Below are 24,547 nucleotides of genomic sequence, written 5' to 3' on the forward strand. Positions count from 1 at the left end.
CACTCGCCGCACGGTGGCAGCCGTGTCGGTCGCCCAGCCGTCAGGAGCTGACACCGAGCGACCGGAGGTGCTCCGCGGCGATGAACGCGAGATCGAGCGCCTGCGTCCCGTTCAGCCGCGGGTCGCACAGCGACCGGTAGTCGCGGGTCAGGGCGTCCTCCGAGGTCGCCCAGCTGCCCCCGGTGCACTCGGTCACGTCCTCGGGTGTGAGCTCGAGGTGCACCCCGCCGGGCGGCACCCCTTCGGCGTGCGTGATCGTGAGGAACGAGAGCAGCTCGGTGATGACCGTGTCGAAGTCGCGTGTCTTGATGCCCGAGTCGGTGGTCCGGGTGTTGCCGTGCATCGGGTCGCTCATCCACACGACGGGGTGACCTTCCCGGCGGACGGCCGCCACGAGCCCCGGCAGCGCGTCCTCGACGCGCTCGGCACCCATCCGTGCCATCAGCACCAGCCGGCCGGGCGTGCGCTGCGGGTCGAGCCGTCCGCACAGCTCGACGAGCTCCTCAGGCGTGCACGACGCGCTCACCTTGACGCCGATGGGGTTGCTGATGCCTCGGGCGAACTCCACGTGCGCGCCGTCGACCTGCCGCGTCCGCTCCCCGATCCACAGCAGGTGTGCCGAGCAGCCGTACCACCGGGACGTGATCGAGTCCATGCGCGTGAGGGCGGACTCGTAGTCGAGGACGAGCGCCTCGTGCGCGGTGAAGAACTCCGTCTGCTGCAGCGCGCGCTCGTGCTCGAGCTCCAGCCCGCACGCGCGCATGAAGCGCACGGCACGGTCGATGTCCTGCGCCAGCAGCTCGTAGCGGTGCCCGGCCGGACTGTGCGCGACGAAATCCTGGTTCCAGGCGTGGACCCGGCTGAGTGAGGCGAACCCGCCGGTGGTGAACGCACGCACCAGGTTGAGCATCGACGCCGAGTAGTTGTACCCCTGGACGAGGCGACGGGGGTCAGGGGTCCGCGAGACCGAGTCGGCGAACTCGCTGTTGATCAGGTGGCCACGGAAGGACGGCAGCACGCCGTCGGGGGTCTCCTCGACCATGCTCGACCGGGGCTTGGCGAACTGACCCGCCATGCGCCCGATCTTGACGACGGGCATCCCCGAGCCGTGGGTCAGGATCAGGGACATCTGCAGGATGATCGCGAGCTGGTCGCGGATCCGGTCGGCGCGCAACACGTCGAACGACTCGGCGCAGTCGCCCGCGATCAGGACGAACGCCTCGCCTGCCGCGGCCTGGGCGAGCCGGTCGTGGAGGTTACGCGTCTCCCCGGCGAAGACGAGCGGCGGCAGGCCGCGCAGCACCTCCATCTGCTGGCGCGCCAGGCCCGCGTCGGGCCAGGCGACGGCCTGCTCGATCGGACGGCTGCGCCACGCCTCGGCGGCGTCGGGCAACGGCCTGTCGGTCAACGTCTCGGTCACGTCAGCCCTCCCAGGAGTTGAGGATGAGATCCGCGGCGGACGGCACGTCCGACCACTCGCCCGCCACGGTCGGCACCGCGGCCGCCGCGGCGAGCGTGGCGGTCGAGTGCTGGGGAGCCCACCATGCGAGCCAGTCGGGCCGGTTGGTGTCGCGCCCCGTCACGACGTGGTCGAGGAGTCTGCGTCGCGCCGCGTCGGGCTCGACGCGGCTGCGTGCCGACCCGCCGTCGACCCAGCGCGGCAGCACGACGCGCGTGAGGCGGCCGCCGGTCGTGGGGACCATGCCGAGTCGCGCGAACAGCGTGCGCCAGGGAACCCGGATCTTGGACTCGCGCTCCCACTCGGTCGCCGCGTCGGGAGCCGGTGCCAGGTCCGCCGTCTCGGTGAACGACCGCAGAGTCCCGGCGAAGATGCTGACGTTCTCGGGGCACGCCCAGCACGTCAGCCCGTCCGGTCCCGGAAGGAGCACGACGCGCTCGCACGAGAGCGCGCGCCGCGTCCCGACGGTGCCGGCGGCCATGAACAAGGTCGTCTTCCCAGCGCCCCGGTCGCCGACGACGAGGGTCACGCCGCCGTCGTCTCCCTCGAAGGCGGCGCCGTGCACGACGAGGCCGCCGAGCGACTCCAGCCAGGGCAGGAAGACCAAGTCGCGGACGACCCGCCGGACGTCGGACGCACCTTGCTTCTCGTCGGGGTTGGCGACCACGACCCGGCGGGTGGACGGGTCCGCCGTGACGAGCGAGCCGGTCCGATCGGACCTGATGATCGTTGCGCCGTCGGCCTCGACCCAACGGCGCCCGAGGCGCACGTCATAGTCGTGACTCCCGCTGTGCAGGACGACGGGCTCGCCCCGGCGTGCCGGCGGGTTCACGTCCTCGCGGCGAAACTCCACGTGCGCGAGCAAGGGGGCCGCGTCGCCCTGCGAGCCGGGACGGATGTCGAAGAACGGACCGAGCTCGTGCGTGAGAAGGTCGCCCACAGCGGCGGACGTCCCCGCCTCGATCCGTACGTGGCCCCCGGCCAGTGTCGCCGCCAACGGCGAGCTCACCAGCTCGCGATGCGCACGCGCGTCAGTAGTCATCGTCATACTCGCGGCCCCCTGCCTGGCGCCCCTCGCGCCGGGTCGGGCCCGGCGATGGGCGTTACGTGGGTCCGGATCATACGGACTCGCACCGAGTTCACCCGGTATGTCCCACGAACTGAGATCGGCGGAGTTTCTGAGACTTTCGGCCCCGCCGTTTCGCCGGAACGGGTGAACATCGACGTGACCCCCTGCTACGGTTCCGCACCGTTGACGCAGTTCCTCCCGGTTCTGCGCTCGAAAGACGGACACGCCGAGGGGGCAACCAGTGTCGACAGAGACGTCCGAGGTGCTCGTGCAAGTCGCGCAGGCCCTGCGCGCGCCGGTCGTCCGGCCGGAGGACAACTTCTACGAGCTCGGCGGCGACTCGCTCGCGGCGCTGGAGGTTGCGGAGATCCTCGAGCAGGCGTTCGGGCGCCCGGTGGACGAGCGCCTCGTGCTGGAGTCGGCGACGTTCGCCGACCTGCTGAGCGCGCTCGATGACGCCTGACCCAGCCAGGCCGCTGTTCACGACGTACGAGGAACTCCTGGAGGCGCGCGGCGCGACGACCGACAAGGGCTGGACGTGGCTCGAGGACGGGAACGAGGACCACCTGCCGTTCTCCGAAGCGGTTCGCCGGTCCCGCGCTCTCGCGGCCGCTCTTCACGAGCTCGCCGCAACCCGTCCGACCGACGGCGCGCCGACGGTCCTGGTCACCACGAGCGACCCGATCGCGTTCGTCGTGGGCTTCCTGGGGTGTCTCGTCGCCGGTGCGGCGCCCGTGCCCGTGCCCGATCCCGCACGCGGCCACCCGCGGCACCGCGACCGCGTCGCCGGGATCGCTGCGTCGGCGAAGCCGTGGCTCGTCCTCACGTCCGGCGACGAACCGGGCGTCGCGGCGGCGCTCGACGGGACGGTCGCTCGCACGTCAGTCCGGGCGGTCGGGGACCTGGTCTCGAGGTCGGCGAGTGACGGCACGCTCTGCGCGGACCCCGCTCGGTCGCCCCTGCAACCTCTCGGCCAGGGCGCGACGTACTGGCAGTACACGTCCGGGTCGTCCGGTGCCCCGACGCCCGTGCCGGTGACGGCCTCGACCGCGCTCGCACACCTGCGCCAGGCGGCCGAGGTGTACCGGGAGTCGTCGTCCAGCGTCACGGTCGGCTGGGTGCCTCTGCACCACGACATGGGCCTGGTGACCTCGGTGCTCCGTCCCTTGCACACGGGCTACCCGTCCGTCCTGATGTCCCCGTCCGAGTTCGTCTCGGACCCGCGCAGGTGGCTGGACGAGGTCGGTCGGCGCGGTGCGACGCACGTGTCCGCACCGGACTTCGGCTATGCGCTGTGCACCCGGAAGGTGCTCAGCCTCGACGGGCTGGACCTGAGCTCGGTGCTTGTCGCGAGGTCTGCCGGCGAGCGGGTCCGGGCACGCACCGTGCGCGAGTTCACCGGCCGGTTCGGTGCGTGCGGCCTGCGGGCGACGGCCCTCTCGCCGTCCTACGGCATGGCGGAGGCCACTCTCACCGTCACCACCTCCGGCGTCGACGAGCTGCCGAGGGTGCTGCACGTCGACGCCGCCTCCTTGAGGGCAGGCCGGGCCGAACCCGCGTCCGAGGGGCGCGACACGGTCCCTGTCGTGTCGTGCGGACGCCCTCTTCCCCGAACCGAGGTGGCCGTCACGGACCCCTCGACGGGAGCGGCGCTGCCGGACGGGTGCGTCGGTGAGATCGCCATCGACGGACCGCAGGTCGTCCCACCCCTCGCCGCCGCGCGCGTGGGGCACCTGCGGCGGACGGGGGACCTCGGATTCGTCCACGACGGCGAGCTCTACCTGCTCGGACGCAGCGCCGACCGGTTCCAGGTCAACGGAGAGAACGTCTACCTGTTGGACGTCGAGGCATGCATCGAGGCGGCCGCGCCCGAGCTTCGGAACGGTCGCGTGATCGTCGTGCCGGTGGACCACGACGAGGGAACGAGCGTCGTCGTGCTCGCGGAGGAGCGGATACCGACCGAGCCCTCGGACGTGCCTGCGCTGCACCGACGGATCGTCGCGTCCGCCGCCCGCGGTGCGGGCCTCCGGGTCCACCGGGTGCACCTGCTCCCGCCGGGCAGCATCCCGCTCACCAGCAGCGGGAAGGTGCGGCGCTCGGCATGTCTCTCGTTGGCGGCCGACCTGCCGGCCTCGAACCTCGTGGAGGTCGAACGATGACGACGGCTGACGAGCGCACGGCTCTCGAGCTGCCCGACGAAGTGTGGCGCGAGGTCGACCGGGAGACGGCGGCGGTCCTCGAGTCGGTTCCGCGGCCGTACTCGTGCGTGCTCACCGGCTCCCTCGTCGACGGTCTCGGAAACGCCAACTCGGACATCGACCTGTACGTGATCGCTCCCGACGGCGGATCTGGGGCACGGGCCACCGCGATCGGCGTCCGCGACAACCGGTACGTCGACTGCGAGTACATGACCGTGGGGTCGCTGGCGTCGCTGGCGGACCGGACCGTCGGGGTGACCCCGGTGGGCGCGACGGCCCTGTCGCACAAGGACGTCGACCGGTTCTACCGGGTGGCCATCGGCTTCCGGTACGAGGTGGATCCCGCGATGGCGGATCTGCTCGCACGGTTCCAGGTCGAGGTGGCGGCAGCCGCCGTCGAGCGGTGGGCTACGGCGGAGAGTGCACGGTGGCTCGCGCGGGCGCACCTGGCGTGCGCAACCGGGGACCGCAGTACCCTCCTGCGGTTTCGCGAGGCGGCGATCTGGTGGGCCACGGCGCGGCTCGCGGCGGCCGGCGACGGGTATCCGGCGCCCAAGTGGGTCATCGAGAAGGCGCGGCGCACGTGGGCGCCCGGCCACCCCGAAGCGGAGTTGCTGGCGCGCTTCAGGCGTACGCGGCCCGAGGGCGTCACCGATGCGATCGCCTTGTTGCACGAGGTGCTCGCCTGCCCGGACGAGGTCGTCTCGGCCTTGGCGGCACCGAGCTGGTCGCTGGGGCAGGGTGTCCGCGTGGTGGACGGACAGGACGACGTCCACCTCGTCCTCGGCCGACGACGGATCGTGCGGCTCACGCCGGAGACTGCCGCAGCGTGCCGCGCCCTCGCCGCGTCCGGTGACTGGTCGACGGCGACCCGTCATGTGTCGGCGCAGCTCGGCGTGCCCGACGCGGTGGCGCGCATCGGACTCGTCCCGGGTATGCGTCGGCTCGTTGCCAGCGGTTTCATGACGGAGGTGTCCGATGCTGGAGCTTGAGGCGGAGCCGCTCACCGACTGGCTGCGCGGCCGTCGACGGTCCAGCCAGATCGACCAGCGGCTGATGAGCCTGCACTTCGACCTGGAAGGCGCCCGACGAGCAGGTCAGGCAGGCCTCCTGTGGTACACCCAGGAGCGCATGCTCCTCGTGGGGCTCCTGAGGTTCGCGGTCCGGACCGGAGCGCACGTCGCCACCCTCCCGGGGACGTTCGACGAGGGCATCGCCGCCCTGGACACCCTCGGCCTCGTCAACCCGCAGCTCGCCGACCGGGCATGGGCGCTGCTGGAGAGAACGGTGCCCGAGACCGCGGAGGAGCTCGAGACGGAGGTCCAGCGCACGCTGGGGTTCCTCCGTGACACGCTTGACGCCGGAGACGGTTCTCGCGCAGGAGCGACGCGCTCGTGGGCCGAGGGCGTCCGTGTCCTCCGGTCCGTCTCCTCGTCGATCGGGCTGGCCGCCGACGACGACTGGTACCTGGCGGAGCCGTCCGCCGTGGAGCTCGGTGACTGGTACGACCAGGTCCTCGCCCAGCTGGCCGGCGACCCGGCGCGCTGACAGGCGGACGGGTACCTAGCGGTACCCGTCCGCCTGCCGGGAGTAGAGGCGTCGGTAGACGCCGTCCGCGCGGCGCATCAGGTCCGCGTGGGAGCCGAGCTCGATCACGCCGCCGTGGTCGAGGACGACGACGAGATCGGTCATCTGCATCGTGGAGAAGCGGTGCGAGACCAGGACCGTCACGGCGCCCCTGCTCGCCCCGTGGGTGCGTGCGAGTGCCGCGAACGTCTCGAAGAGCTCGTGCTCGGCCTCCGCGTCGAGCGCTGCGGTCGGCTCGTCGAGGACCACCAGCAGCGGGTCCGGGCGCATCAGGCCGCGCGCGACGGCGATCTTCTGCCATTGCCCGCCGGAGAGCTCCACACCGTCGAACAGCCCGCCGAGCTGCGTCTCGATGCCGTCGTCCAAACGGGACACGAAGCCGTCGGCACCCGCTCGGTGCAGGGCGGCGTGCACCGGGGACGTCTCCTCGATCCGGTCGAGATCGCCCACCCCCACGGCCTCGCGCACCAGGAGGTTGAACCGGCAGTAGTCCTGGAAGGTGCCCGTGCAGCGCTGCGTCCACGCCGTCGGCTCGACCTCCGCGAGCGGCGTCCCGTCGATCTCCATGCACCCCGCGGTCGGCCGCTGGAGGCCGAGCAGCAACGACACGAGGGTGCTCTTACCGGCGCCGTTCACGCCCACGAGGCCGACCACCGAGCCGGCCGGCAGGTGGAGGTCGACGTGCGACAGGGCGTCCTGGTCGGCGCCCTCGTACCGGAAGCTCACGTCCCGGAGCCGGATCCCGTCCTCCAGTCGCTCGGGCGCGGACAGGCCGGTGACCGGCCGCCCGCGGTCGTACTCGAGCAGCCACTGGTAGGCCTCGACCACCGTGCTGCTCTCCGCGATGCGGCTCGCGTTGGAGACGGTCTGTGAGACCTGGTTGCGCAGGCGCGCCGCGACCGTCAGGACGAGCACCAGGTCACCGACGGTCGCGGACCCGTCCACGGCCATGTGGGCCACGGCGACCAGCGCGGCGGCGTACCCGATCGCGTAGCCGACCCATCCGCCGAGCTGCATCGCCGCGGCTCGGACGCGGCCGCGCATCTCCCGCGCGGCGGCCGCGTCCCACAGGGAGGAAGCGAGGGCGGACAGCTCGCCACCGTTCTGGGCGGCCCGGACCTCCTTTCCCGCGTCCGACGTCACGCAGAGCTCGTGGAGGCGCTGTTCGAGGCGCTTCGACTCGGCGACCTCCTGCAGCGACCGCTTCACGGACCGCTGGCTCGGTCCGACGACCATGAGCGGTGGCACGGCGAGGGCGGCGAGCAGCGCGAGCGCGGGGTGGATCCCCGCGAGCAGCCAGATGCTCAGGCCGAGACTCACGACCGACGTGACGACCTCGGCGAGTGACCACGTCGCGGCGGCGAGGACGTGCGTGCCGCGGCGCAGGAGCGAGAGCCGGTCGAGGAACGCCGGGTTCTGCAGGTGGGCGATGGTCGGGATGCGTGCGGTGCGCCGGAGGATGTCGTCGTTCAGCGCGATGTCGACGCTCTCGTTCAGGCTCGCGCGTTTGGTGCCCTGGATGCGGCCGCCGGCGACGGTGGCGACGTGCGCGGCCGCACCGAGGAGAGCGACACCGACGATGCTCGACGTGAATCCCATCCCCGCGTGGTCGACCAGCCATCGCTGGGACGTCGCGAGCAGGGCGACCGCGAAGGCCCGGCTGACAGTGATGCTGCTGGTCCACACGGTCGCTGCGGGGCCGGCGCGGTATGTCAGCGTGAGCAGATGCGCGAACACCCCCAGCCGGCCCCTCACGACGCGCTCCCGACGTCCTGGAAGCGTGAGGCCTGAAGGGTGAAGAGCGAGGCATAGGCGCCTCCGCGACGCATGAGCTCCTCGTGGGTCCCGTGCTCCGAGATGCGTCCGTGCTCGAGGACCGCGATCCGGTCGGCCCGGCGCACGCTCGAGAGCCGGTGCGAGACGAGCAGTGTCGCGACCGAGGTGGGCAGCTGGTCGAGCACGCTGTCGTTGAACTCGACCTCGGCGGCGGCGTCCAGGTGCGCGGTCGGTTCGTCGAGCACCAGGAGCCGCCGGCCGTGCTCCAGCGCGTACAGGGCCCGGGCGATGATGAGCCGCTGCCAGTGGCCCCCGGAGAGGTCGCTTCCGCCCGCGAAGCCCGTGCCGAGCGTCGACCCGTGACGGTCGATCTGCGTCAGCGCGTCGCCGGCCCCCGCGCGCTCGAGCGCCGCGCGGACCAGCCCGTGGTCGACGGGGCGTTCCGGGACGGAGAGGCGGACGTTCTCGGTCGCCGGCAGGGGGTAGCGGAGGAAGTCCTGGAACACGGCGACCACGTGTCGTCGCCAGGCGGTGTGGTCGATCGCGCGCAGGTCGGTGCCCCCCACGAGGATCCGGCCGTCGGTCGGCTCGTAGAGCCCGAGCAGGAGCTTGAGCAGTGTGGTCTTGCCGGCCCCGTTGCGCCCGACGAGTCCGAGGACCTCCCCCGGCCGCAGCGTGAGGTCGAGGTCGGCGAGCACCGGCGTGCTGGTGCCGCGGTAGGTGAAGCCGACGCCGTCGAACCGCACGGTCAGGTCGTCGTCCGAGGTGAGGTCGACCGGAAGGTTGGCAGCGGAGAGCGTGGTCTCGACGGGCCGCCCAGCGCGCACCCGTCCGTACGCGCGGACCGCGACCGTGCCGTACTCGATGGCGAACGCCTCCTGGCCCATCAGGCCCATCGCGAGGACGGCGATCCCGGCGACCATGACTGTCACCATCGTCGCCTGGTCCACGGCTCCGGAGCCGGCGTACCAGGCGGGCACGGCGAGCGCTGCGCCACAGGTCGCGAAGGCGAGCAGGACCACCGGGACCTGCTCCTTCAGCACCTCGTCCCGGTCGCTCCAGACCCGGGTCAGCCACGCGCGTGCCGCCGCGGTGCGCCGGTCGACGACCCAGTCGCCGATGCCGAACATCCGGATCTCCTTGGCCGCGGACGCATGCGTCGCCTGGTCGCTCCACCATCCGGTGCGCCGCTCACCGACGACGTTCTCGTCGTGCCCCTCGGAGAGCCCGAGCCACTGCTTGCGCACGACGGCGCGCACCACCATCGACCCGACGAGCAGGAAGAGCGCCAGAGGCACCGACATCCTCGCCACGATCGCAGCGGCGGCTATCGCGCCCGCGAAGCGGAACATCAGCCACACCTGCCCGACGACCGCTGCCCCCGGGGACTGGTTCCGGCCGCGCTCGGAGCTGAAGTCCGACGCACGCAGCAGCTCGGCCTGGTAGTCCGGGTCCTCGAGCTGCTCGAGCCCCCGGGGCTCCAGGGCGATCCTGCGCACGTCGGCGCGGATGTGCCCGTCGATCCGGCGGGCGATGTGCGTGTCGAGGACCTGGCAGGCGATCTCCGCCACCTGGCCGATCACGAGCAACGCGACCATCGCGACCAGCGGCGCCGTCATGACACTCAGGTCCCCGGAAGCGGCTGCCCTCTGCACCGCGGCCACCAGCGCGCCGGTGGCCGCGGCTGCCGCCACCGGAACGGCCACCTGGACCGTGTTCGCCACGATCAGGGCGACGAGCGGAAATACCCGCCCGCCTACGGGCAGCAGGAGGACCATGGCGTACCGGTCACGGGCGGTCTGGACGAGGCGCGCGAGGGCCGACGAACGGTCCCGCAGGAGGCCGCTCACAGCTGTGCCGCTACCGCGTGATCCGGTACCGGGTGCGTGGCGTCCGCGAGTACGTTCCTCGCGTCGGCGGCAGCGGAGCTGCTGATCTGGGCCGCCAGGTCCGAGTCGAAGCGGTACGGGTCGAACGACCAGCCGACGCGTACACGCCCGGCCTCGAGCAGCCCGTCCACGACCAACGGTGGCCGAGGCTCCAGGGCGTCCTCGCCGCCGGGTGCCGAGAACGGGGACGAGCTCACGATCCTCGCGGCGGCGGCGCTGCGCGCCTTCGAACGGTAGTTGAACAGCAGCACGGTCGCTCGCGCCGCCTCGTCCACGAGGGCCGGGCGCTGCCCGTCGGGGCGCAGCCAACGGACGAGACCCGGGGCGAGCGCCCGGTTGGGCTGCTCCGCGACCCGAGCCGCGAGGTCGGCGGCGTAGGCGCCGTGGCCCCGTCCGTCCCGGGGCTTGAGCTGGAAGAGTCCTGCAGTGGAGAAGAAGGCGACGGTCCGTCGCGCACCCGCGGGAAGGAGTGAGCGTCCGTCCGGACTCCGGAGCGTGCGCCCGTGCGTCATCGTCTTGACCCACACGGGGCCGTCCGCGGCCTCGGTGACCGCAGAGCCCACACCCGCCAGGAGCGCGAGCTCGGGGTCGTCGGGCCGTCCGGTCCCGGAGGCCCGGCCGACGTCTGCCAAGCCGTCGAGCGTGACGTCGTGGCTCCGGACGGTCCAGGTGTGGATCGCGGACGGGGAGCAAGGCAGCGCCGGCAGCGTCGCGGCCGGCTCGACGTCACGCGCCCAGATCTCGAGGTCGTCGTCCGCGAAGGTGTCGACGTACGTGTGGAACCCCGCGACGCACGCCTCCAACGTCTCGGCGCGCGGCGGCGGCGGGTCATCGCCGCGGAGGATCGCAGCGAGCGCCGTCTCGATGTCAGCGACGACCAGTCGGAGCGACTGCACGTCGGCGAGCAGGTGGTGCACGACCAGAAGCAGCCTGCACGGGTCCTCAGGGCCGCCCCTGAAGAGTGTGATGTCGACGAGGCGCCCGCTCTCCAGGTCGAGCGACGAGGCACGGATCTCGCCCCCCACCCGGATGATGAGCGCCTCGCGCTCCGAGGGCGGGACGTGTGCCACGTCGATGACACGGAAGGGCATCGGCTCGTCGCGGTCACGCAGATCCTGCTGCCAGCCGGAGGCCGTGCGCACGACCCGAGCGCGCAGGGACTCGTGCGCCTGCCACGCCGCCTCGACGGCGCGCCTCACCTGGTCGCCGGTGACGTCCGACGGCAGGTCGAGGAACCGTGCCAGGTTCCACCGGCTGGGAGAGACCATGGTGGTCGCCAGCTCGGCGAGGAACCATGCCTGGTTGGGCAGCAGTGGGATCAGCCTCGACGACATGATGGATGCGGCCCCCTCGCCTCCGGCACTACATGCTCGCCACACCCGAACGCCGGGGTGACGACCGCCTACCCTCGCGGAACGGGGCAGACGGTGCAATCCCGTCCACGAGGCGGACCGATCCGCGTCGTGTCGAGAGGGAGCGCAGGGAGAGGCCTGCTGCTCGTCAGCCGAGTGGTCGGGCCGTGAAAGCAGGAGCTCCCGGCAGGATCTCGTCCTGCCGGGAGCTGTCCGGACTGCTCGGCCTCGGTTGTCCCGAGACCCCGTGGTGCGCGAGGCGGGATTTGAACCCGCACGCCCTTTCGGACACTGGCACCTGAAGCCAGCGCGTCTGCCGTTCCGCCACTCGCGCGCGCTGCAGAAGGCTAGCACGACCCGGAGGGCGCCCAAGACCACGACCGCCCGCCGCAGTCGCTGCCAGGATGGCCCTCATGGCAGGGGAGAGCGCGCACGGCGACGGTCCGGTCCTGGTCACCGGAGGGACGGGGATGCTCGGGCGGGCGGTGGTCGCCGAGCTCGTCCGCGGGGGCCGCGCCGTGCGGGTGCTGAGCCGCCGGCCCGGGGAGAGCCGGGCGGGGGTCGAGCGTGTCGTCGCGGACCTGACGACGGGCGCCGGGGTCGACGACGCCGTCGCGGGAGCCGCCGCGATCGTGCACTGCGCGAGCGAGCCGCGCCGCCCGCAGCACGACGTGGCCGCCGCCGCGCACCTGCTGCTCGCGGCTCGTCGTGCCGCGACCCCGCACCTGGTCTTCATCTCGATCGTCGGCGTCGACGCGATCCCGTACTCCTACTACCGCGCCAAGCTCGAGGTCGAGCACCTCGTCGAGGTCGGCGGCGTGCCGTGGTCGATCCTGCGCGCGACGCAGTTCCACCAGTTCGTGCCTGTGCTGCTCGACCGGTTCACGGTCGGGGGCCTCACCGTCCTGCCGGCGGGGACGAGCCTGCAGCCGGTCGACGTCGACGAGGTCGCGGTGCGGCTCGTCGAGCTCGTCGAGGCGGGGCCGTCGGGGCGGGTCGCGGACCTGGGTGGGCCGGGGGTCGTCGACGCGCGCACCGCCTACCGGTCGGTCGCGGAGGCGCGGGGTCGGCGGCCGCGGAGCGTCAGCGTGCGGCTGCCGGGCCGCTCGTTCGCGGCGTTCCGCGCGGGCGCGCAGCTCACGCCTGAGCACGGCACGGGCCGTGGCACGTTCGACGAGGCGCTCGCCGACCTGCGCTGACCCGCGGGGCCGTCGTCAGGCGACGTGGCCCGTCCAGCGTGCGCCGTCCCAGTACGCACGGCGACCGTCGGGCGTCGGGTACCACCCCGGCGGCACCGCGTAGCCGGCCGCACCCGGCGCGGCGGACAGCACCCGGTGCGGCAGGCACGACCACACGAGCGCCCCGACCCACCCGGCGAACGTCCACCCCAGCAGCAGGGTGACCCAGAAGATCCCCCACCGGGCGGCCTTCCCGCGGGTCATCGCGATCGCGAACGGCAGCATGTAGAACCCGGTGAACGCCGCGAGCAGCCAGGACACCACGATGCCCGCGGTCGACGGCGTCACACGGTCGGTGATGGTTGCCGGCCACGCGCCGGGCGCGTAGGGCGCCACACCGGGCCGGACCACGTGGGCCTGCGGCACGTCGTCGTACGGCGTGACGTCGTACGCCGGGTACGCCGAGACGGTCGGCGACGACGAGCCTGCGGGGTGCGACGAGCCTGCGGGGTACGACGAGGCTGCCGGGTTCGGGCCGGAGGGGTACGACGAGACCGCGGGGTACTGCGCGGTCGGCGGCAGGTCGAGACCCGAGGCCGGCGGCGTCCCGTACGCCGGCGTCCCACCGCCCGCGGCCGGCGTGCCGTACGGCGAGGTCGCGGGCTCGTCGTACCGGCGCTCGTGCCCGTCGAAGTAGCGGTCGCCGTCGGTCCCCGACACGGCTCCTCCTCAGTCGCGTGACGTCAGGACGACCGGGCCGTCCTTGGTGAGCGCCACCGTGTGCTCGAAGTGTGCCGCGAGCGAGCCGTCGGCGGAACGGATCGTCCAGCCGTCGTCGTCGATCACGTACCCGCTGCCTCCGGCCATGAACCACGGCTCGATCGCGATGACGAGCCCGGCCTGCAGCTTCATGCCGCTGCGGCGGCGCCCGTCGTTGGGCACGTGCGGGTCCTCGTGCATCGTGCGGCCGACGCCGTGCCCGCCGAAGTCGGTGTTGATGCCGTACCCCGCTCGGTGGCCGACCTCGCCGATCGCGGCGGAGACGTCGCCCATGCGGCCGCCGACCTTCGCCGCCGCGATGCCCGCCGCGAGGGCGCGTTCGGTGGTCTCGATGAGCGCGGTCGCCTCGGGTGTCGTCGTGCCGATCTGGAACGTGATCGCGGAGTCCGCGACCCAGCCCTGCACCTGCGCGGCAAAGTCGATGGACAGCACGTCGCCGTCCTGCAGCACGTACGGCGACGGCAGGCCGTGCAGCGCGGCGTCGTTGACCGACGTGCACAGCACGCCGGGGTAGGGGATCGCGCCGAAGCTCGGGTGGTACCCCAGGTACACCGAGTGCGCGCCGGCGGCGTCGATCATCCGGTGCGCGTGGTCGTCGAGCTCCTGGAGCGTCGTCCCGACCTTCGCGACGTCGCGCAGCGAGGACAGGACCCCCGCGACGAACTTCCCGGCGGGACGCATGGCGGCCAGCTCGGCCGCGGTCTTCAGCATCACGCCCCCACCTTGCCACCTGCCCGCGCCGGACCCGCCGTCCCACCCTCGTCCGATCCCGCGATTCCTCGCGGTCTCCACCCCCGTACCCGGAGGAAGCGCGGGGTCGGGGTGGGGTCGGGGTGGGGGAGGGACGGGGTGGGGAGGGGACGGGGCGGGTGGTGGGGAAATAAAGGGTGCGGGGGGTGCGCGGGCGGGGTTAGCGTCGAGGCACACGGGAAGGAGGTGGTCGGAGACATGAAGTTTCTTCGGACGCGTGAGGTGACTGTCCGCTAGTCGCCCGAGTACTCGGACGGATTGTCGATCCGTTCGCAGAGCTCCGCCGGGTACTGGACCTCGGCAGGGCGGCGAGCGAATCCACGACAGTCACCGCAGCCCGTGGGAGCCGCGACCTCGTCCCTCGCGGCAGGGCCCCGACAGGGGTCCGGCCCACGGGCTGTTCCCTGCCCGCAGCCGCCCGCGACGGTGCCCCTCGCCCGGCCCCGGCTCGATCCCGGCGTCGCCGTGGCAGGAAGCGCGTCCCGTCTCGGCTCAGGGCAGGGTGACCGCGACCTCCTGGTCCGCGAAGCGCCCGTACGCGTCGAACCGCGCGAGCACCGCCGCGCGCTCGGCCGCCGAGAACGCACGCAGAGGGTGGACGCGCGCCTCGATCACGCCGTTCGTCACGCGTCGCTGCCACCACGCCGCGAGCTGCTCGTCGACGAGCACCACGTGCAGCGAGGCGTAGTCGGTGGGCCGTGACGCGCCGAGCCCGGCCGGGTCGGCCAGCGAGCGCGTCGTCGGGAACGAGCCGAACACCTCGTCGTACACCTGCAGCACGTCGACGACGGGCTCGTCCGACGAGGACGCCGCGTCACCAGCGAGGTCGTCGTCGTCCGACGACGGCACCCACCACAGCTCGTGCCCGTCGACCTCCACGCGCTCCACCGCGTCCCCCAGCGCGTCCAGAGCGCGGCGGACCTGCGTGAGCGTGAGCGTCGCCCACCACGCGACGTCCCGCACCGCGGCCGGCCCGTGCCCGACGAGGAAGCGGCGCACGAGCTCGACGAGCGCCGCGTCGCCCGTGAGCGCGACGCCGCCGGGCGCACGCTCGTCGGCCAGGGCGTACGTGTGCAGCGTGCCGCGCGCGCGTCCGCTCACGACGATCCCCGCGAGCTCGGCGTGGATCACGGCGAAGCCCACGGCCTCCGACCCGGCCTCGAACCCGTCGTCGGCCAGCGCCGCCGCGACCTCGGGCCGCGTGGGGTGCCGCCCCTCGGCGGTGAGCCGTTCGACGACCCGCGCGACGAGCACGTCCGTGCGCGCGAGCGTCTCGTCGTCCAGGCCGACGCGGCGGAACCCGGGCGCCGACGCGCGCAGCACGCGCGGCGACGTCAGCGCGAGCACCCACCGCAGGTCCTCGCGCGCGAGGAGGTGCCACGTGGGCCGCAGCGCGTGCGTGCGCAGCACCTCGCCGTCGTCGAGGGCGCGGCGCACGTCCTCGTCACCCGCCCGGGTGAGACGGCACCCGAGCGACCAGCGCGCGACGGGCAGCTCCTGACCCTGCACCGCGAGCAGCCCGGAGACGACCTCGGCGGGGTGGTCGAGCCGGCGTCCTCGCAGGTGCTGGGCGTGCAGGCGGCGGCGGACCACCTCGGCGGCGTGCATGACCGTCACGCTACGGGCGACGACCCACACACACCCTGCGCACGAACGCCCTGCTCCGCCCAGGTCCTCGGGGTACGGTGGGGAGGCGATCGGCACCCGCCTTTGGCAACGTCGCCCGCCGTCGCGGGCCCCCGAACAAGCAGGTGCTTCATCGCTTCTCCCTCTGTGACCACGTCCCCGACCACTGCGACCCCGGCTCTGCCCGAGGGCTTCCGCGCCACGGTCCGGCGGGACACCTCCTTCCCCCATCTCACGCACGCGTACACCGAGGTCGCCGCAAAGGTGCGGGACCGCGGGCTGCTGCGCCGCGCGTACGGGTTCTACGGCGGCGTCGGTGCCGTCATCGCCGCCGGGTTCGCCGGCGCGCTCGCCGGGTTCTTCCTGCTGGGCCACTCGTGGTTCCAGCTCCTGATCGCCGCGGGCCTGGGCGTCCTGCTCACGCAGACCGCGTTCCTCACGCACGAGGCCGCGCACAAGCAGGTGCTCGCGGGCGGCAAGGCCAACGACCGGCTCGCGCGCATCCTCGCGTGCGGCGTCGTCGGCGTGAGCCTGTCCTGGTGGAACAACAAGCACAACCGCCACCACGCCAACCCGAACAAGGTCGGCAAGGACCCGGACATCGACGTCGACACGATCTCCTTCCTCGAGGAGGACGCGGCCACGGCACGCGGCCTGCGGGCGCTCATCACGCGCCGCCAGGGCTGGCTGTTCTTCCCGCTGCTCACGCTCGAGGGCCTGAACCTGCACCGCCTGGGCTTCCAGCACCTGCTGGGCAAGGAGAAGGTCGAGCAGCGCTGGACCGAGCTCGGTCTGATCGTGCTGCGGTTCGCCGCGTTCTGGGTCCCGGTGTTCTGGTTCCTGCCGATCGGCATGGCGTTCGCGTTCGTCGGCGTGCAGCTCGCGGTGTTCGGCGTCTACATGGGGGCGTCGTTCGCGCCCAACCACAAGGGCATGCCGGTCATCTCGCGCGACTCGAAGCTCGACTTCTTCTCCAAGCAGGTCCGCACGTCGCGCAACGTGCGCGGCGGCTGGTGGGCCACGTCCCTCATGGGCGGCCTGAACTACCAGGTGGAGCACCACCTGTTCCCGTCGATGCCGCGCCCGCACCTCGCGAAGGCGCGTCTGCTGGTGCGCGAGCAGTGCCGCGCGCTCGACGTCCCGTACACGGAGACGTCGCTGTTCCGCTCGTACGCGATCGTCGTGCGCTACCTGAACGAGGTCGGCCTCGCGGCCCGCGACCCGTTCGAGTGCCACGTGGTCGCCAGGTTCCGCCGCGTCTGACGCCGTCCGGCGGTCGTCGTCCGCGAGGGTGCCGACGACGACCGCCGACCAGGCCCGGGCATGACGAAGGGGGCCGTACCCACACCGGGTACGGCCCCCTTCGCGCGCTCGAGTCAGAGCGGGCGGATGTTCTCCGCCTGCGGGCCCTTGGGGCCCTGCGTGACGTCGAACTCGACCTGCTGGTTCTCCTCGAGGGTGCGGAAGCCCTGCGTCGCGATCGCGCTGTAGTGCGCGAACACGTCAGCGGAACCGTCGGACGGGGCGATGAAGCCGTAGCCCTTCTCCGCGTTGAACCACTTCACCGTTCCGGTGGCCATGATGTCTCTTCTCGTTCGAGGGGCGCGGCCGCGGGCGCGACCTCGCTCGCCGCGCCCCGACGGGCACGGACGTGTGTGGGCGCGTGCTCGGTGAGCACGCGGGTGGGGACGGGCCGCACGACCGGGCACGAGCAGCACGTCGGCTGCGGCCCAGGTGGCGACGACGCCGAGCGGCCCCGTGTAGCGGTCGCTGACGCGCAGACCGTCGACGGTCCGCTGGGCGAGGCCCGCGTACTCGTCGTCGACGGTGGCGACCCAGAGGTCCTCGTCGGCCTGGCGCCAGCGAGGCGCGGCGGGCCGGGAACCTGTCCGGGACAGGGGATGAAGACTGGTGAAGATGCTGACTACTCTCGCATCCCGCCGAGGCGGGATGGGTGAATCTCGTGAATCGGTGACGGCGGGTGCCGTCCGGGCTCGCGGTCCTGCTTCGATGCTGAACCGAAGAGCGCAGCGGGCAGGTGCCCGCGACATGAACGCAGGTGAAGCGTACACGACCGCCCGTGACCAGGCACAGGGCGATCCGCGTCACCCTCACGGGCGAGGGCGTCCAGGACCTGGGTCATCAGCGCGTCGTGCCTGCTCAGGACTAGGATCGACCAGTTGTGTCGGCGTCGCGATGGCGGGACGAGGAGGTCAGTCGTGCGGGTCACCAGTGCCGATGTCGCCCGCGAGAGCGGGGTGTCGCGCACCACCGTGAGCTACGTGCTCAACGCGAAGCAGGGCGTGGTCATCACCGACGCCACCCGGCAGCGCGTGCTCGACGCGGCGGCGCGGCTCGGCTACACGCCGTCGGCCGCGGCGCGGGCCCTGCGCTCGGGGCGCAGCGACCTGGTGCTGTGCGTGCTGCCCGACTGGACGGTCGGCCCGCTGCTGGACTCGCTGATCGACCACGTGACCACGTCGCTGCACCAGCACGGTCTGTCGGTGCTCGTGCACATCAGCCGGGGGACGCGGCCGCTCGACGACCTGTGGCGCGCCGTGACGCCGTGCGCGGTGCTGGGGCTGCTGCCGTTCGGGGAGGCCGAGGCGCGCGCGATGACGCGGGCGGGGATCGTCGTCGTGGACGCCGCGCTCGACGAGGACCCGCACCCGCAGACGTTCTCCGTTCCGCAGTCGGCGATCGGCCAGCTCCAGGTGGACCACCTGGTGCAGCGCGGTCACCGTGCGCTCGGGTACGCGGCCACGGCGGACGAGCGCCTGACGGCGTTCGCGCAGCGGCGCATCGCGGGCGTGCGCGCGGCGTGCGAGCGGCTGGGGCTGCCGGAGCCGCACGTCGCCGAGGTCGACCTGACGGTCGAGTCCGCGGCCGCGGCGCTCGCTCGGTGGCGTGAGGGCGACGAGCCCGTGACGGCCGTCGCCGCGTACAACGACGAGGTGGCGCTCGCGGTCCTGGCCGCGGCGCACGGCCTGGGGCTGCGCGTGCCGGAGGACCTCGCGGTCATCGGCGTGGACGACATCCCGGTCGCGCGGCTGGCGACCCCCGCCCTGACCACCGTGTGGCAGGCGATCGACGCGCAGGCGGACTACCTGGCCGAGGCGGTGCTCGCCGCGCTGGACCCGTCGCGTCCGCGCCCGACGCGGCCGGACGACGTGTTCCACGTCGTGCAGCGCGCGTCGACCTGACGCGCACGCTCGTCGGGACGACGAGCCGAGGGCGACGAGCCGACGACGAAGAGCCGGCGCACGACGCCCGAGGTGCGACGTGCAGCGGGGCCCGGCCGGGTGCGATCGGCCGGGCCCCGCTGTCTCACCGCCGTCCCGTTCCCCCCGTCGGCGGCGGTCGTGCTCACCCGAAGGTGAGCCAGTTGACGTTCACGAAGTTCGCCGGCTGACCGGAGTCGAACGTGATGTAGACGGTGTGCTTGCCGGTGGTCCCGACGATGTTCGCCGGGACGGTCCGCCACTGCTGCCAGCCGCCGGTGTTCGCGATCGCGAAGCTGCCGATCGGCGCGGCGGTCAGCGAGTCGAGCCGCACCTGCACGAGGCCGCTGGCCCCGCCCTCGGCACCGGACGCGACGCGCGCGATGAACTGCGTGCGCGGCGTGCTGCCGAAGTCCACGCCGTCGAACCGCAGCCAGTCGCCGTTCGCGATCCAGCCGACGTTCTCCCCGCCGTCCACGTCGGACGTGGCCTGCGTGTCGACGCCCGAGGCCGCGCTGTACGCCTCGGCCTGGATGCGCGACGTCGCCGGGATGCCCGTGCCGGTGGTCGGCGTGGGGCTCGGGGTCGGCGTCGGGCTCGTCGTGGGCGTGGGCGTGGGCGTGGGCGTGGGTGTCGGCGTGGCCGTGGGAGTCGGCGTCGGGGTGACCGTCGGCGTCGGGGTCGGCGTGGGGTTCGTCGTCGAGCCGTCGCCCGTCGTCGCGGCCACCGAACGGGCCGGGACGGCGAGCGTGACGCCGTCGGAGAACCGCACGGTGGTGGCCGAGCCGCTCATGTTCGCGGCCTGGTAGGTGCGCACGCCGTTCTTGAGGAACACCGCGTGCAGCGGGGTGTTCGCCGTGACGGACCGGTCGACCGTCCCGAGACCCGCGAGGCTCTTCAGCCAGTAGAACGTGTGCGCCCGGGACTCGCCCTCCTCGACGGGGTACGACAAGGCCTGCGCGCGGAACTGCGACAGCGCCTTCGGGGCGTCGGCCAGGGCCTGGAACTCCCAGATGATGTCCTGCCACACCGTGGCGGGCCCGCCGTTGTTGCGTTCGAGCTCGGCGATGTTCCGCGTGATGTACGCCGGGTCGTAGCCCAGGTACAGGTGGCCGGCCGTCGAGGGCAGCAGGTTGATGCCCTGGATCATCTCGGGCTCGGCGGAGAACCACGTGGCGTACGCACCGCCGTCGCCCCAGACCATGCCGACCGTGGAGTGGCCGAACGCGGCGGGGAACGCCTCGTCGTCGTCGTCGAACCAGTAGTTCTCGATCGCGGACGCCTGCGTCGTGTACAGGTAGATGCCCAGGTCGCGCACGGCGGTGTTGCCCGTGGCCTGGCCCCACTGGATGAGGCCGGACGCGAAGTTCATGCCCTCCGACGACGACTCCTGGTTGTTGCCCGCGCCGAACGCACCGTGCCCGGACGCCCAGTCGTGGCCCGCGTAGATGTCGAAGTCACGCAGGAACGGGAAGCGGGTGTCGCTGCGGTCCCAGTTCGCCGCGTCCTTGATGACGGTGTTCACCATCGAGCCGTACGCCGAGCTCGCGGCCCACGACGGATCGAACTGCGCGACGGTCGCGGCCCCGACGACGTAGTAGCCGTAGTGGAAGTGGTGGTCGTTGAGGTCGACGTCCGAGCCGTAGGAGGCGGGGTAGCCGATGAGGGTGCCCCACTGCGAGTCGTACGCGAACAGGCGCTGCGTCTCGCCGGGCGACGCGGTCATCCAGTCGGTCAGGCGTGCCTTGACCTTGGACAGCAGCGCGTCGCGCGCGGACGTGTTGCCCGTGAGGTTCGCGATCTGGATGACCTGCGTGGCGCGGCCGATGGCCTTGCCGGTCCAGTACGTGTCCTCGCCGAAGCCCGCGAACGGGTCCTTCGAGGCGACGTCGTTCACGTAGCCGTTGAGCTGGGTGAGGTCCGCGCCCGACGAGAAGCCCGTGTTGGCCAGCTGCGGCAGGACGCCGTTGAACGCGGTGACCGTGCGGAACTGCGACGCCCCGACGACGACGCGCATCGGGCCGCGCGGCGAGACGTAGGAGTAGCTGCTCGGCGTGACGCCCGTGAGGTTGTCGCGCTGGTGCGGGTAGAGCGCGAAGACGGTGCCCGTGCCGGAGCCCTGCTTCGCGGTCGTCGTGAACGCGTACGTCGCGGTCATCTTCGCCGAGGCCTCGTCGTACGACCAGGAGACCTTGGTGCCCGTGACGTGGTTGTGCGCGTACGGCGCGTACGCGGCGAGCGCGGCGGCGCGGCCGGACGCGCTGCCCGTGGACGGCAGCACCGCCACGGAGAAGAAGTCACGGTTGTAGAGCGACGAGCGGATCGAGGTGCCGGAGACCGTCCACGTCGAGCCGGTGGGCGCGTACGCGGCGTAGTCGTGGCCGTTGACCGTGAAGCCGATCGCGCCGCCGGTGTTGCTCCACACCGTGGGGGTGCCGTTGGTCGTCAGGGTCGCGTCGCCCGAGCCGGTCTTCGTCGCGTACACGAACGGCAGGCCGTGCCCGAACGTGGTGCGCAGGCTGCTCGAGCCGTTGCTCCACAGCTCGCTGACGGTCCAGTCGGAGTAGCCGTCGACCTTGCCGTCGGCGCTCAGGCCGGCGACGCCGATGCGCACGTCCTCGGCGTAGGAGTAGTGGTACTCGGAGACGCCCGTGGCCGTGCCGGAGATCGACGGGGTCGTCGGGTAGCTCACGCCCAGGCCGTCGGTGAACGCCTGGAACACCGCGGGGTGGGCCGCGAGCGCCGCGGAGACCGCGGAGCAGTCGAACTTGCGCCACAGCAGCGACGTCCACCAGTCGTTCGTCGGGATCGCGCCCGACGGGAAGCTCGACGTGACGTGCGCGCGCGGGTTGGTGATGGGCCGGTCGTTGCACTCGGTGGGCACCGCGCCGCCGGCGGGGGTGCTGTCGGCGTAGCTGCCCGACCCGACGGTCGCGGCCTGCGCGCGGTCGGGGGCGAGCGCGACGGCCTGGAGCAGCGACACGACGAGGGCGGCGGCTGCGGCGAGCGCGACGACCGTGCGGCGGGTCGGCAGGGCTCGCTGGTCCGGCGCGGGGCGCGGCACCCCGGTCCGTGACGGGTGGGCGAGGGGAGGCATCCGGTCATCTCCGTTCTCGGCTGCCCCGCCAGGGGGGCATCGGGCAGCGCGGGTCACCGGCGACCGCGGCGGGACGCCGGACGGGGCAGTGCCAGGGCGTCGTCGCCCGGGAGCTGCCCGCACAAGGAAGCGGCGGTGAGGGTGGGTCACCGTGGTGCGGCACGAGTGGTGGACGGCTCCACGTCGAGGCGTCCGAGCCCCCGGGGAAATGTCCGTTGACTCGTGTCACCAGTGCTGTGTCCAGGGTGCGGCCGGGTGAACTCAAAGTCAAGCCAGGGTGAAATCGCAGGCCAGAGCGCCACCCGTCTGGGGGAGGATGAGGCGTGACCTATCGCGTGATGACCGTGTGCACGGGCAACATCTGCCGCTCACCCATGGCCGAGATCGTGCTGCGGGACCGGCTCGAGGCCGCCGGCCTGGGCGACCTCGTCGTCGTCGACTCCTCCGGCGTGTCCGACGAGGAGCACGGCAACCCCGTCGACCGTCGCGCCCGCTCCGTGCTCGCCGCCCACGGCTACCCGACCGGCGACGGCCACCGCGCGCACCGCATCACCGCGAGCGAGCTCACCTCCCGCGACCTGATCCTGCCCGCGACCGCGCAGCACGCCCGCGCGCTGCGCCGGCTCGCCCCCGCCGAGGTCGCCGACCGCATCGTCTTGCTCCGGCGCTTCGACCCCGCCGCGCCCGTCGTCGCACCCGGGGAGCCCGAGCACGTCCTCGACATCGACGACCCCTGGTACGGCGGCATGCAGGACTTCGAGGACTGCCTCGCGCAGATCGAGGCCGCCGCCGACGGCGTCGTCGCCCACGTCCGCGCGGCCCTGGCGACGTCCACCCCCTGACCACCGCGCGGCCCACCGGGGTGCGCAGGGGCGCCGGCGGGCAGGATGGGGGTGTGAAGGTTGCCACCCGGGCCCACGTCCCCCCGTTCGCGGTCATGGAGATCATCGCCGCGGCCAACGCGCGCCGCGCCGCGGGCGAGCACGTGCTCAACCTGTGCGCGGGCGAACCGGCCACGGGAGCGTCCGACGTGGTGCGCCGGCGCGCCGTCGAGCTGCTGACCTCCGGCGACCTCGGCTACACCGAGGCGCTCGGCGCCCCCGGGCTGCGCGCCGCGATCGCCGCGCACTACGGCGACTGGTACGGCGTGGACCTCGACCCCGCGCGGATCGCCGTGACCACGGGCTCGTCGGGCGGGTTCATGCTGACGTTCCTCGCGGCGTTCGACGTGGGCGACCGCGTCGCGCTCGCCCGCCCCGGGTACCCCGCGTACACGAACATCCTCGCGGCGCTCGGGTGCGAGGTCGTCGAGCTGCCCGCCGGCCCCACGACGCGGTTCCAGCCGACCGTCGCGATGCTCGAGGAGGCGCACGCGGTCCGCCCGCTCGACGGGCTCGTCGTCGCGTCGCCCGCCAACCCGACCGGAACGATGATCGAGGCCGCCGAGCTCGAGGCGCTCGCGCAGTGGTGCGGCGCGCACGGCGTGCGCCTCGTGAGCGACGAGATCTACCACGGCATCACGTACACCGACGCCGAGGTCGCGACCGCCGCGCGCAACCTGGACGCCGGCGCGGTCGTCGTGAACTCGTTCTCCAAGTACTGGGCGATGACCGGCTGGCGGCTCGGGTGGCTCGTCCTGCCCGACGACCTCGTCGCACCCGTCGACGCGCTCGCGGGCAACGTCGCGCTGTGCCCGCCCGCGCTCGCGCAGCACGCGGGTGTCGCCGCGTTCTCGCCCGACGGCATGGCCGCCGCGCGCGAGAACGTCGAACGCTACGCGGGATCACGCGCCCTCCTGCTGGAGCGGCTGCCCGAGCTCGGGTGGACGCACGTCGCCCCCGCCGACGGCGCGTTCTACCTGTACGGCGACGTGTCCGCGTCGGGCCTCGACTCCGTGACGTGGTGCGCGCGGCTGCTCGACGAGGCCGGCGTCGCGCTCACGCCCGGCACGGACTTCGACCCCGTGGACGGGTCCCGGTACGTGCGGCTGTCGTTCGCGTCGTCGCCCGACGTGGTGCGCGAGGCGGTCGACCGGATCGTCGCCTGGCAGCGCACGCTCTGACTCCCTCCGACGCGACCGTGCACGATCTCGGACGAACCGGGCACCGTTGCGTCGGTTCGCTCGTTGGGGTGAGGTCAGGCACCCGAACCCCGAGGAGCGCGCCATGAAGTGCCCCGTCGACCAGGCCGAGCTCGTGATGTCCGAGCGGCAGGGCGTCGAGATCGACTACTGCCCGACCTGCCGCGGCGTGTGGCTCGACCGCGGCGAGCTGGACAAGATCCTCGACCGCGCGGCCGCCCAGGCCGTCCCCGGGGCCGCGCCGACGACCGCCGCGCCCGCGCCCGTGTACGGCACGCCTCCGCAGGACGCCCGCCCGTCCCGGTACGACGAGCCCCGGTACGACGAGCGCCGGCACGACGAGCCCCGGTACGACGAGCGCCGCGACGACGACCGCGCACGCTACGGCTCGTCGTACGACCCCCGCTACGGCGACCCGCGCTACCGCCGCAAGAAGAAGCGCGACTCGTGGCTGGGCGACCTCCTCGACTTCGACTGACCCGCGG

20 protein-coding genes and 1 tRNA gene are annotated in these 24,547 nt (G+C 72.9%); 10 read left to right on the forward strand and 11 right to left on the reverse strand.

The window, feature by feature from the left end; translation table 11 throughout:
* Positions 1-40: 40 nt before the first annotated feature.
* Both F1D97_RS04095 and F1D97_RS04100 read right to left on the reverse strand, forming a co-directional pair.
* The gene (locus F1D97_RS04095) at positions 41-1,420 is read right to left on the reverse strand and encodes a class II 3-deoxy-7-phosphoheptulonate synthase (RefSeq protein ID WP_236122449.1); all 1,380 of its coding nucleotides are present in this window, start codon (positions 1,418-1,420) and stop codon (positions 41-43) included.
* Between the two features lies 1 nt (position 1,421).
* A complete protein-coding gene (locus tag F1D97_RS04100; protein ID WP_236122450.1) occupies positions 1,422-2,468 on the reverse strand; it encodes an ATP-binding cassette domain-containing protein in 1,047 nt (348 codons plus the stop codon).
* A gap of 301 nt (positions 2,469-2,769) precedes the next feature.
* Here F1D97_RS04100 and F1D97_RS04105 point away from each other — a divergent pair, with 301 nt between their 5' ends.
* From F1D97_RS04105 to F1D97_RS04120, 4 genes are read left to right on the forward strand one after another with little or no spacing between them, the layout of a single operon-like run.
* A complete protein-coding gene (locus F1D97_RS04105) occupies positions 2,770-2,991 on the forward strand; it encodes an acyl carrier protein (RefSeq protein ID WP_236122451.1) in 222 nt (73 codons plus the stop codon).
* Positions 2,981-4,687 carry an AMP-binding protein gene (locus F1D97_RS04110; RefSeq protein ID WP_236122452.1) on the forward strand — a complete coding sequence of 569 codons (1,707 nt, stop codon included), beginning with the start codon at positions 2,981-2,983 and terminating at the stop codon, positions 4,685-4,687. Before F1D97_RS04105 ends, F1D97_RS04110 begins: the two co-directional genes overlap by 11 nt.
* Positions 4,684-5,718, forward strand: coding sequence for a hypothetical protein (locus F1D97_RS04115; RefSeq protein WP_236122453.1), 1,035 nt, complete (start codon positions 4,684-4,686; stop codon positions 5,716-5,718). The genes F1D97_RS04110 and F1D97_RS04115 overlap by 4 nt, the downstream gene beginning before the upstream one ends.
* Positions 5,705-6,274 (forward strand): hypothetical protein, encoded by a 570-nt coding sequence (locus F1D97_RS04120; RefSeq protein ID WP_236122454.1) that lies wholly within the window; start codon positions 5,705-5,707, stop codon positions 6,272-6,274. The genes F1D97_RS04115 and F1D97_RS04120 overlap by 14 nt, the downstream gene beginning before the upstream one ends.
* A 15-nt stretch (positions 6,275-6,289) precedes the next feature.
* Here F1D97_RS04120 and F1D97_RS04125 read toward each other — a convergent pair whose 3' ends face one another.
* The 4 genes from F1D97_RS04125 to F1D97_RS04140 all read right to left on the reverse strand — a co-directional run bounded on the left by F1D97_RS04125 (position 6,290) and on the right by F1D97_RS04140 (position 11,664).
* Complete coding sequence (locus tag F1D97_RS04125) at positions 6,290-8,068, reverse strand: ABC transporter ATP-binding protein (protein WP_236122455.1); 1,779 nt, start codon at positions 8,066-8,068, stop codon at positions 6,290-6,292.
* Complete coding sequence (locus F1D97_RS04130) at positions 8,065-9,939, reverse strand: ATP-binding cassette domain-containing protein (RefSeq protein WP_236122456.1); 1,875 nt, start codon at positions 9,937-9,939, stop codon at positions 8,065-8,067. The genes F1D97_RS04125 and F1D97_RS04130 overlap by 4 nt, the downstream gene beginning before the upstream one ends.
* The gene (locus F1D97_RS04135) at positions 9,936-11,312 is read right to left on the reverse strand and encodes a condensation domain-containing protein (protein WP_236122457.1); all 1,377 of its coding nucleotides are present in this window, start codon (positions 11,310-11,312) and stop codon (positions 9,936-9,938) included. The genes F1D97_RS04130 and F1D97_RS04135 overlap by 4 nt, the downstream gene beginning before the upstream one ends.
* 266 nt (positions 11,313-11,578) lie before the next feature.
* Positions 11,579-11,664 (reverse strand) — tRNA-Leu (locus F1D97_RS04140).
* Positions 11,665-11,743: 79 nt separating this feature from the next.
* Between F1D97_RS04140 and F1D97_RS04145 the strand changes: the two genes are divergently transcribed.
* Positions 11,744-12,529 (forward strand): SDR family oxidoreductase, encoded by a 786-nt coding sequence (locus tag F1D97_RS04145; RefSeq protein ID WP_236122458.1) that lies wholly within the window; start codon positions 11,744-11,746, stop codon positions 12,527-12,529.
* Positions 12,530-12,544: 15 nt separating this feature from the next.
* Here the strand turns inward: F1D97_RS04145 and F1D97_RS04150 are convergent, their stop codons facing one another.
* From F1D97_RS04150 to F1D97_RS04160, 3 genes are all read right to left on the reverse strand, one after another.
* Positions 12,545-13,228, reverse strand: a complete 684-nt coding sequence (locus F1D97_RS04150) for a superinfection immunity protein (protein WP_236122459.1) — start codon at positions 13,226-13,228, stop codon at positions 12,545-12,547.
* 9 nt (positions 13,229-13,237) lie between these two features.
* Positions 13,238-13,999: a type I methionyl aminopeptidase gene (gene map / locus F1D97_RS04155; RefSeq protein ID WP_236123474.1), complete on the reverse strand. Its 762-nt coding sequence runs from the start codon at positions 13,997-13,999 to the stop codon at positions 13,238-13,240.
* 531 nt (positions 14,000-14,530) lie between these two features.
* Entirely contained in the window at positions 14,531-15,646 is a 1,116-nt protein-coding gene (locus F1D97_RS04160) for a winged helix DNA-binding domain-containing protein (protein ID WP_236122460.1), read from the reverse strand.
* A gap of 165 nt (positions 15,647-15,811) precedes the next feature.
* On the opposite strand from F1D97_RS04160, the gene F1D97_RS04165 reads away from it, so the two are divergent.
* Positions 15,812-16,927: a fatty acid desaturase family protein gene (locus F1D97_RS04165; RefSeq protein ID WP_396022554.1), complete on the forward strand. Its 1,116-nt coding sequence runs from the start codon at positions 15,812-15,814 to the stop codon at positions 16,925-16,927.
* A 113-nt stretch (positions 16,928-17,040) separates the two neighbouring features.
* Here the strand turns inward: F1D97_RS04165 and F1D97_RS04170 are convergent, their stop codons facing one another.
* Positions 17,041-17,244: a cold-shock protein gene (locus F1D97_RS04170; protein WP_094181560.1), complete on the reverse strand. Its 204-nt coding sequence runs from the start codon at positions 17,242-17,244 to the stop codon at positions 17,041-17,043.
* Between the two features lie 639 nt (positions 17,245-17,883).
* On the opposite strand from F1D97_RS04170, the gene F1D97_RS04175 reads away from it, so the two are divergent.
* Positions 17,884-18,867, forward strand: coding sequence for a LacI family DNA-binding transcriptional regulator (locus tag F1D97_RS04175; protein ID WP_236122461.1), 984 nt, complete (start codon positions 17,884-17,886; stop codon positions 18,865-18,867).
* 163 nt (positions 18,868-19,030) lie between these two features.
* Here F1D97_RS04175 and F1D97_RS04180 read toward each other — a convergent pair whose 3' ends face one another.
* Complete coding sequence (locus tag F1D97_RS04180) at positions 19,031-21,982, reverse strand: glycosyl hydrolase (RefSeq protein ID WP_236122462.1); 2,952 nt, start codon at positions 21,980-21,982, stop codon at positions 19,031-19,033.
* A gap of 323 nt (positions 21,983-22,305) precedes the next feature.
* On the opposite strand from F1D97_RS04180, the gene F1D97_RS04185 reads away from it, so the two are divergent.
* From F1D97_RS04185 to F1D97_RS04195, 3 genes are all read left to right on the forward strand, one after another.
* A complete protein-coding gene (locus F1D97_RS04185; protein WP_236122463.1) occupies positions 22,306-22,824 on the forward strand; it encodes a low molecular weight protein-tyrosine-phosphatase in 519 nt (172 codons plus the stop codon).
* A 53-nt stretch (positions 22,825-22,877) separates the two neighbouring features.
* Positions 22,878-24,044: a pyridoxal phosphate-dependent aminotransferase gene (locus tag F1D97_RS04190; RefSeq protein WP_236122464.1), complete on the forward strand. Its 1,167-nt coding sequence runs from the start codon at positions 22,878-22,880 to the stop codon at positions 24,042-24,044.
* 103 nt (positions 24,045-24,147) lie between these two features.
* Entirely contained in the window at positions 24,148-24,540 is a 393-nt protein-coding gene (locus F1D97_RS04195) for a TFIIB-type zinc ribbon-containing protein (protein ID WP_236122465.1), read from the forward strand.
* Positions 24,541-24,547 lie beyond the last annotated feature (7 nt).

The sequence above is a fragment of the Cellulomonas palmilytica genome (assembly GCF_021590045.1).
GTDB classification, from domain to species: Bacteria; Actinomycetota; Actinomycetes; order Actinomycetales; family Cellulomonadaceae; genus Cellulomonas; species Cellulomonas palmilytica.

Excerpts from the sequence above, each read along its gene's own strand:
- F1D97_RS04110 (WP_236122452.1), top strand. The coding sequence starts at position 2,981 with ATGACGCCTGACCCAGCCAGGCCGCTGTTCACGACGTACGAGGAACTC.
- F1D97_RS04115 (WP_236122453.1), top strand. The coding sequence starts at position 4,684 with ATGACGACGGCTGACGAGCGCACGGCTCTCGAGCTGCCCGACGAAGTG.
- F1D97_RS04120 (WP_236122454.1), top strand. The coding sequence starts at position 5,705 with ATGCTGGAGCTTGAGGCGGAGCCGCTCACCGACTGGCTGCGCGGCCGT.
- F1D97_RS04135 (WP_236122457.1), bottom strand. The coding sequence starts at position 11,312 with ATGTCGTCGAGGCTGATCCCACTGCTGCCCAACCAGGCATGGTTCCTC.
- F1D97_RS04145 (WP_236122458.1), top strand. The coding sequence starts at position 11,744 with ATGGCAGGGGAGAGCGCGCACGGCGACGGTCCGGTCCTGGTCACCGGA.
- map (WP_236123474.1), bottom strand. The coding sequence starts at position 13,999 with ATGCTGAAGACCGCGGCCGAGCTGGCCGCCATGCGTCCCGCCGGGAAG.
- F1D97_RS04160 (WP_236122460.1), bottom strand. The coding sequence starts at position 15,646 with ATGCACGCCGCCGAGGTGGTCCGCCGCCGCCTGCACGCCCAGCACCTG.
- F1D97_RS04170 (WP_094181560.1), bottom strand. The coding sequence starts at position 17,244 with ATGGCCACCGGAACGGTGAAGTGGTTCAACGCGGAGAAGGGCTACGGC.
- F1D97_RS04180 (WP_236122462.1), bottom strand. The coding sequence starts at position 21,982 with ATGCCTCCCCTCGCCCACCCGTCACGGACCGGGGTGCCGCGCCCCGCG.
- F1D97_RS04195 (WP_236122465.1), top strand. The coding sequence starts at position 24,148 with ATGAAGTGCCCCGTCGACCAGGCCGAGCTCGTGATGTCCGAGCGGCAG.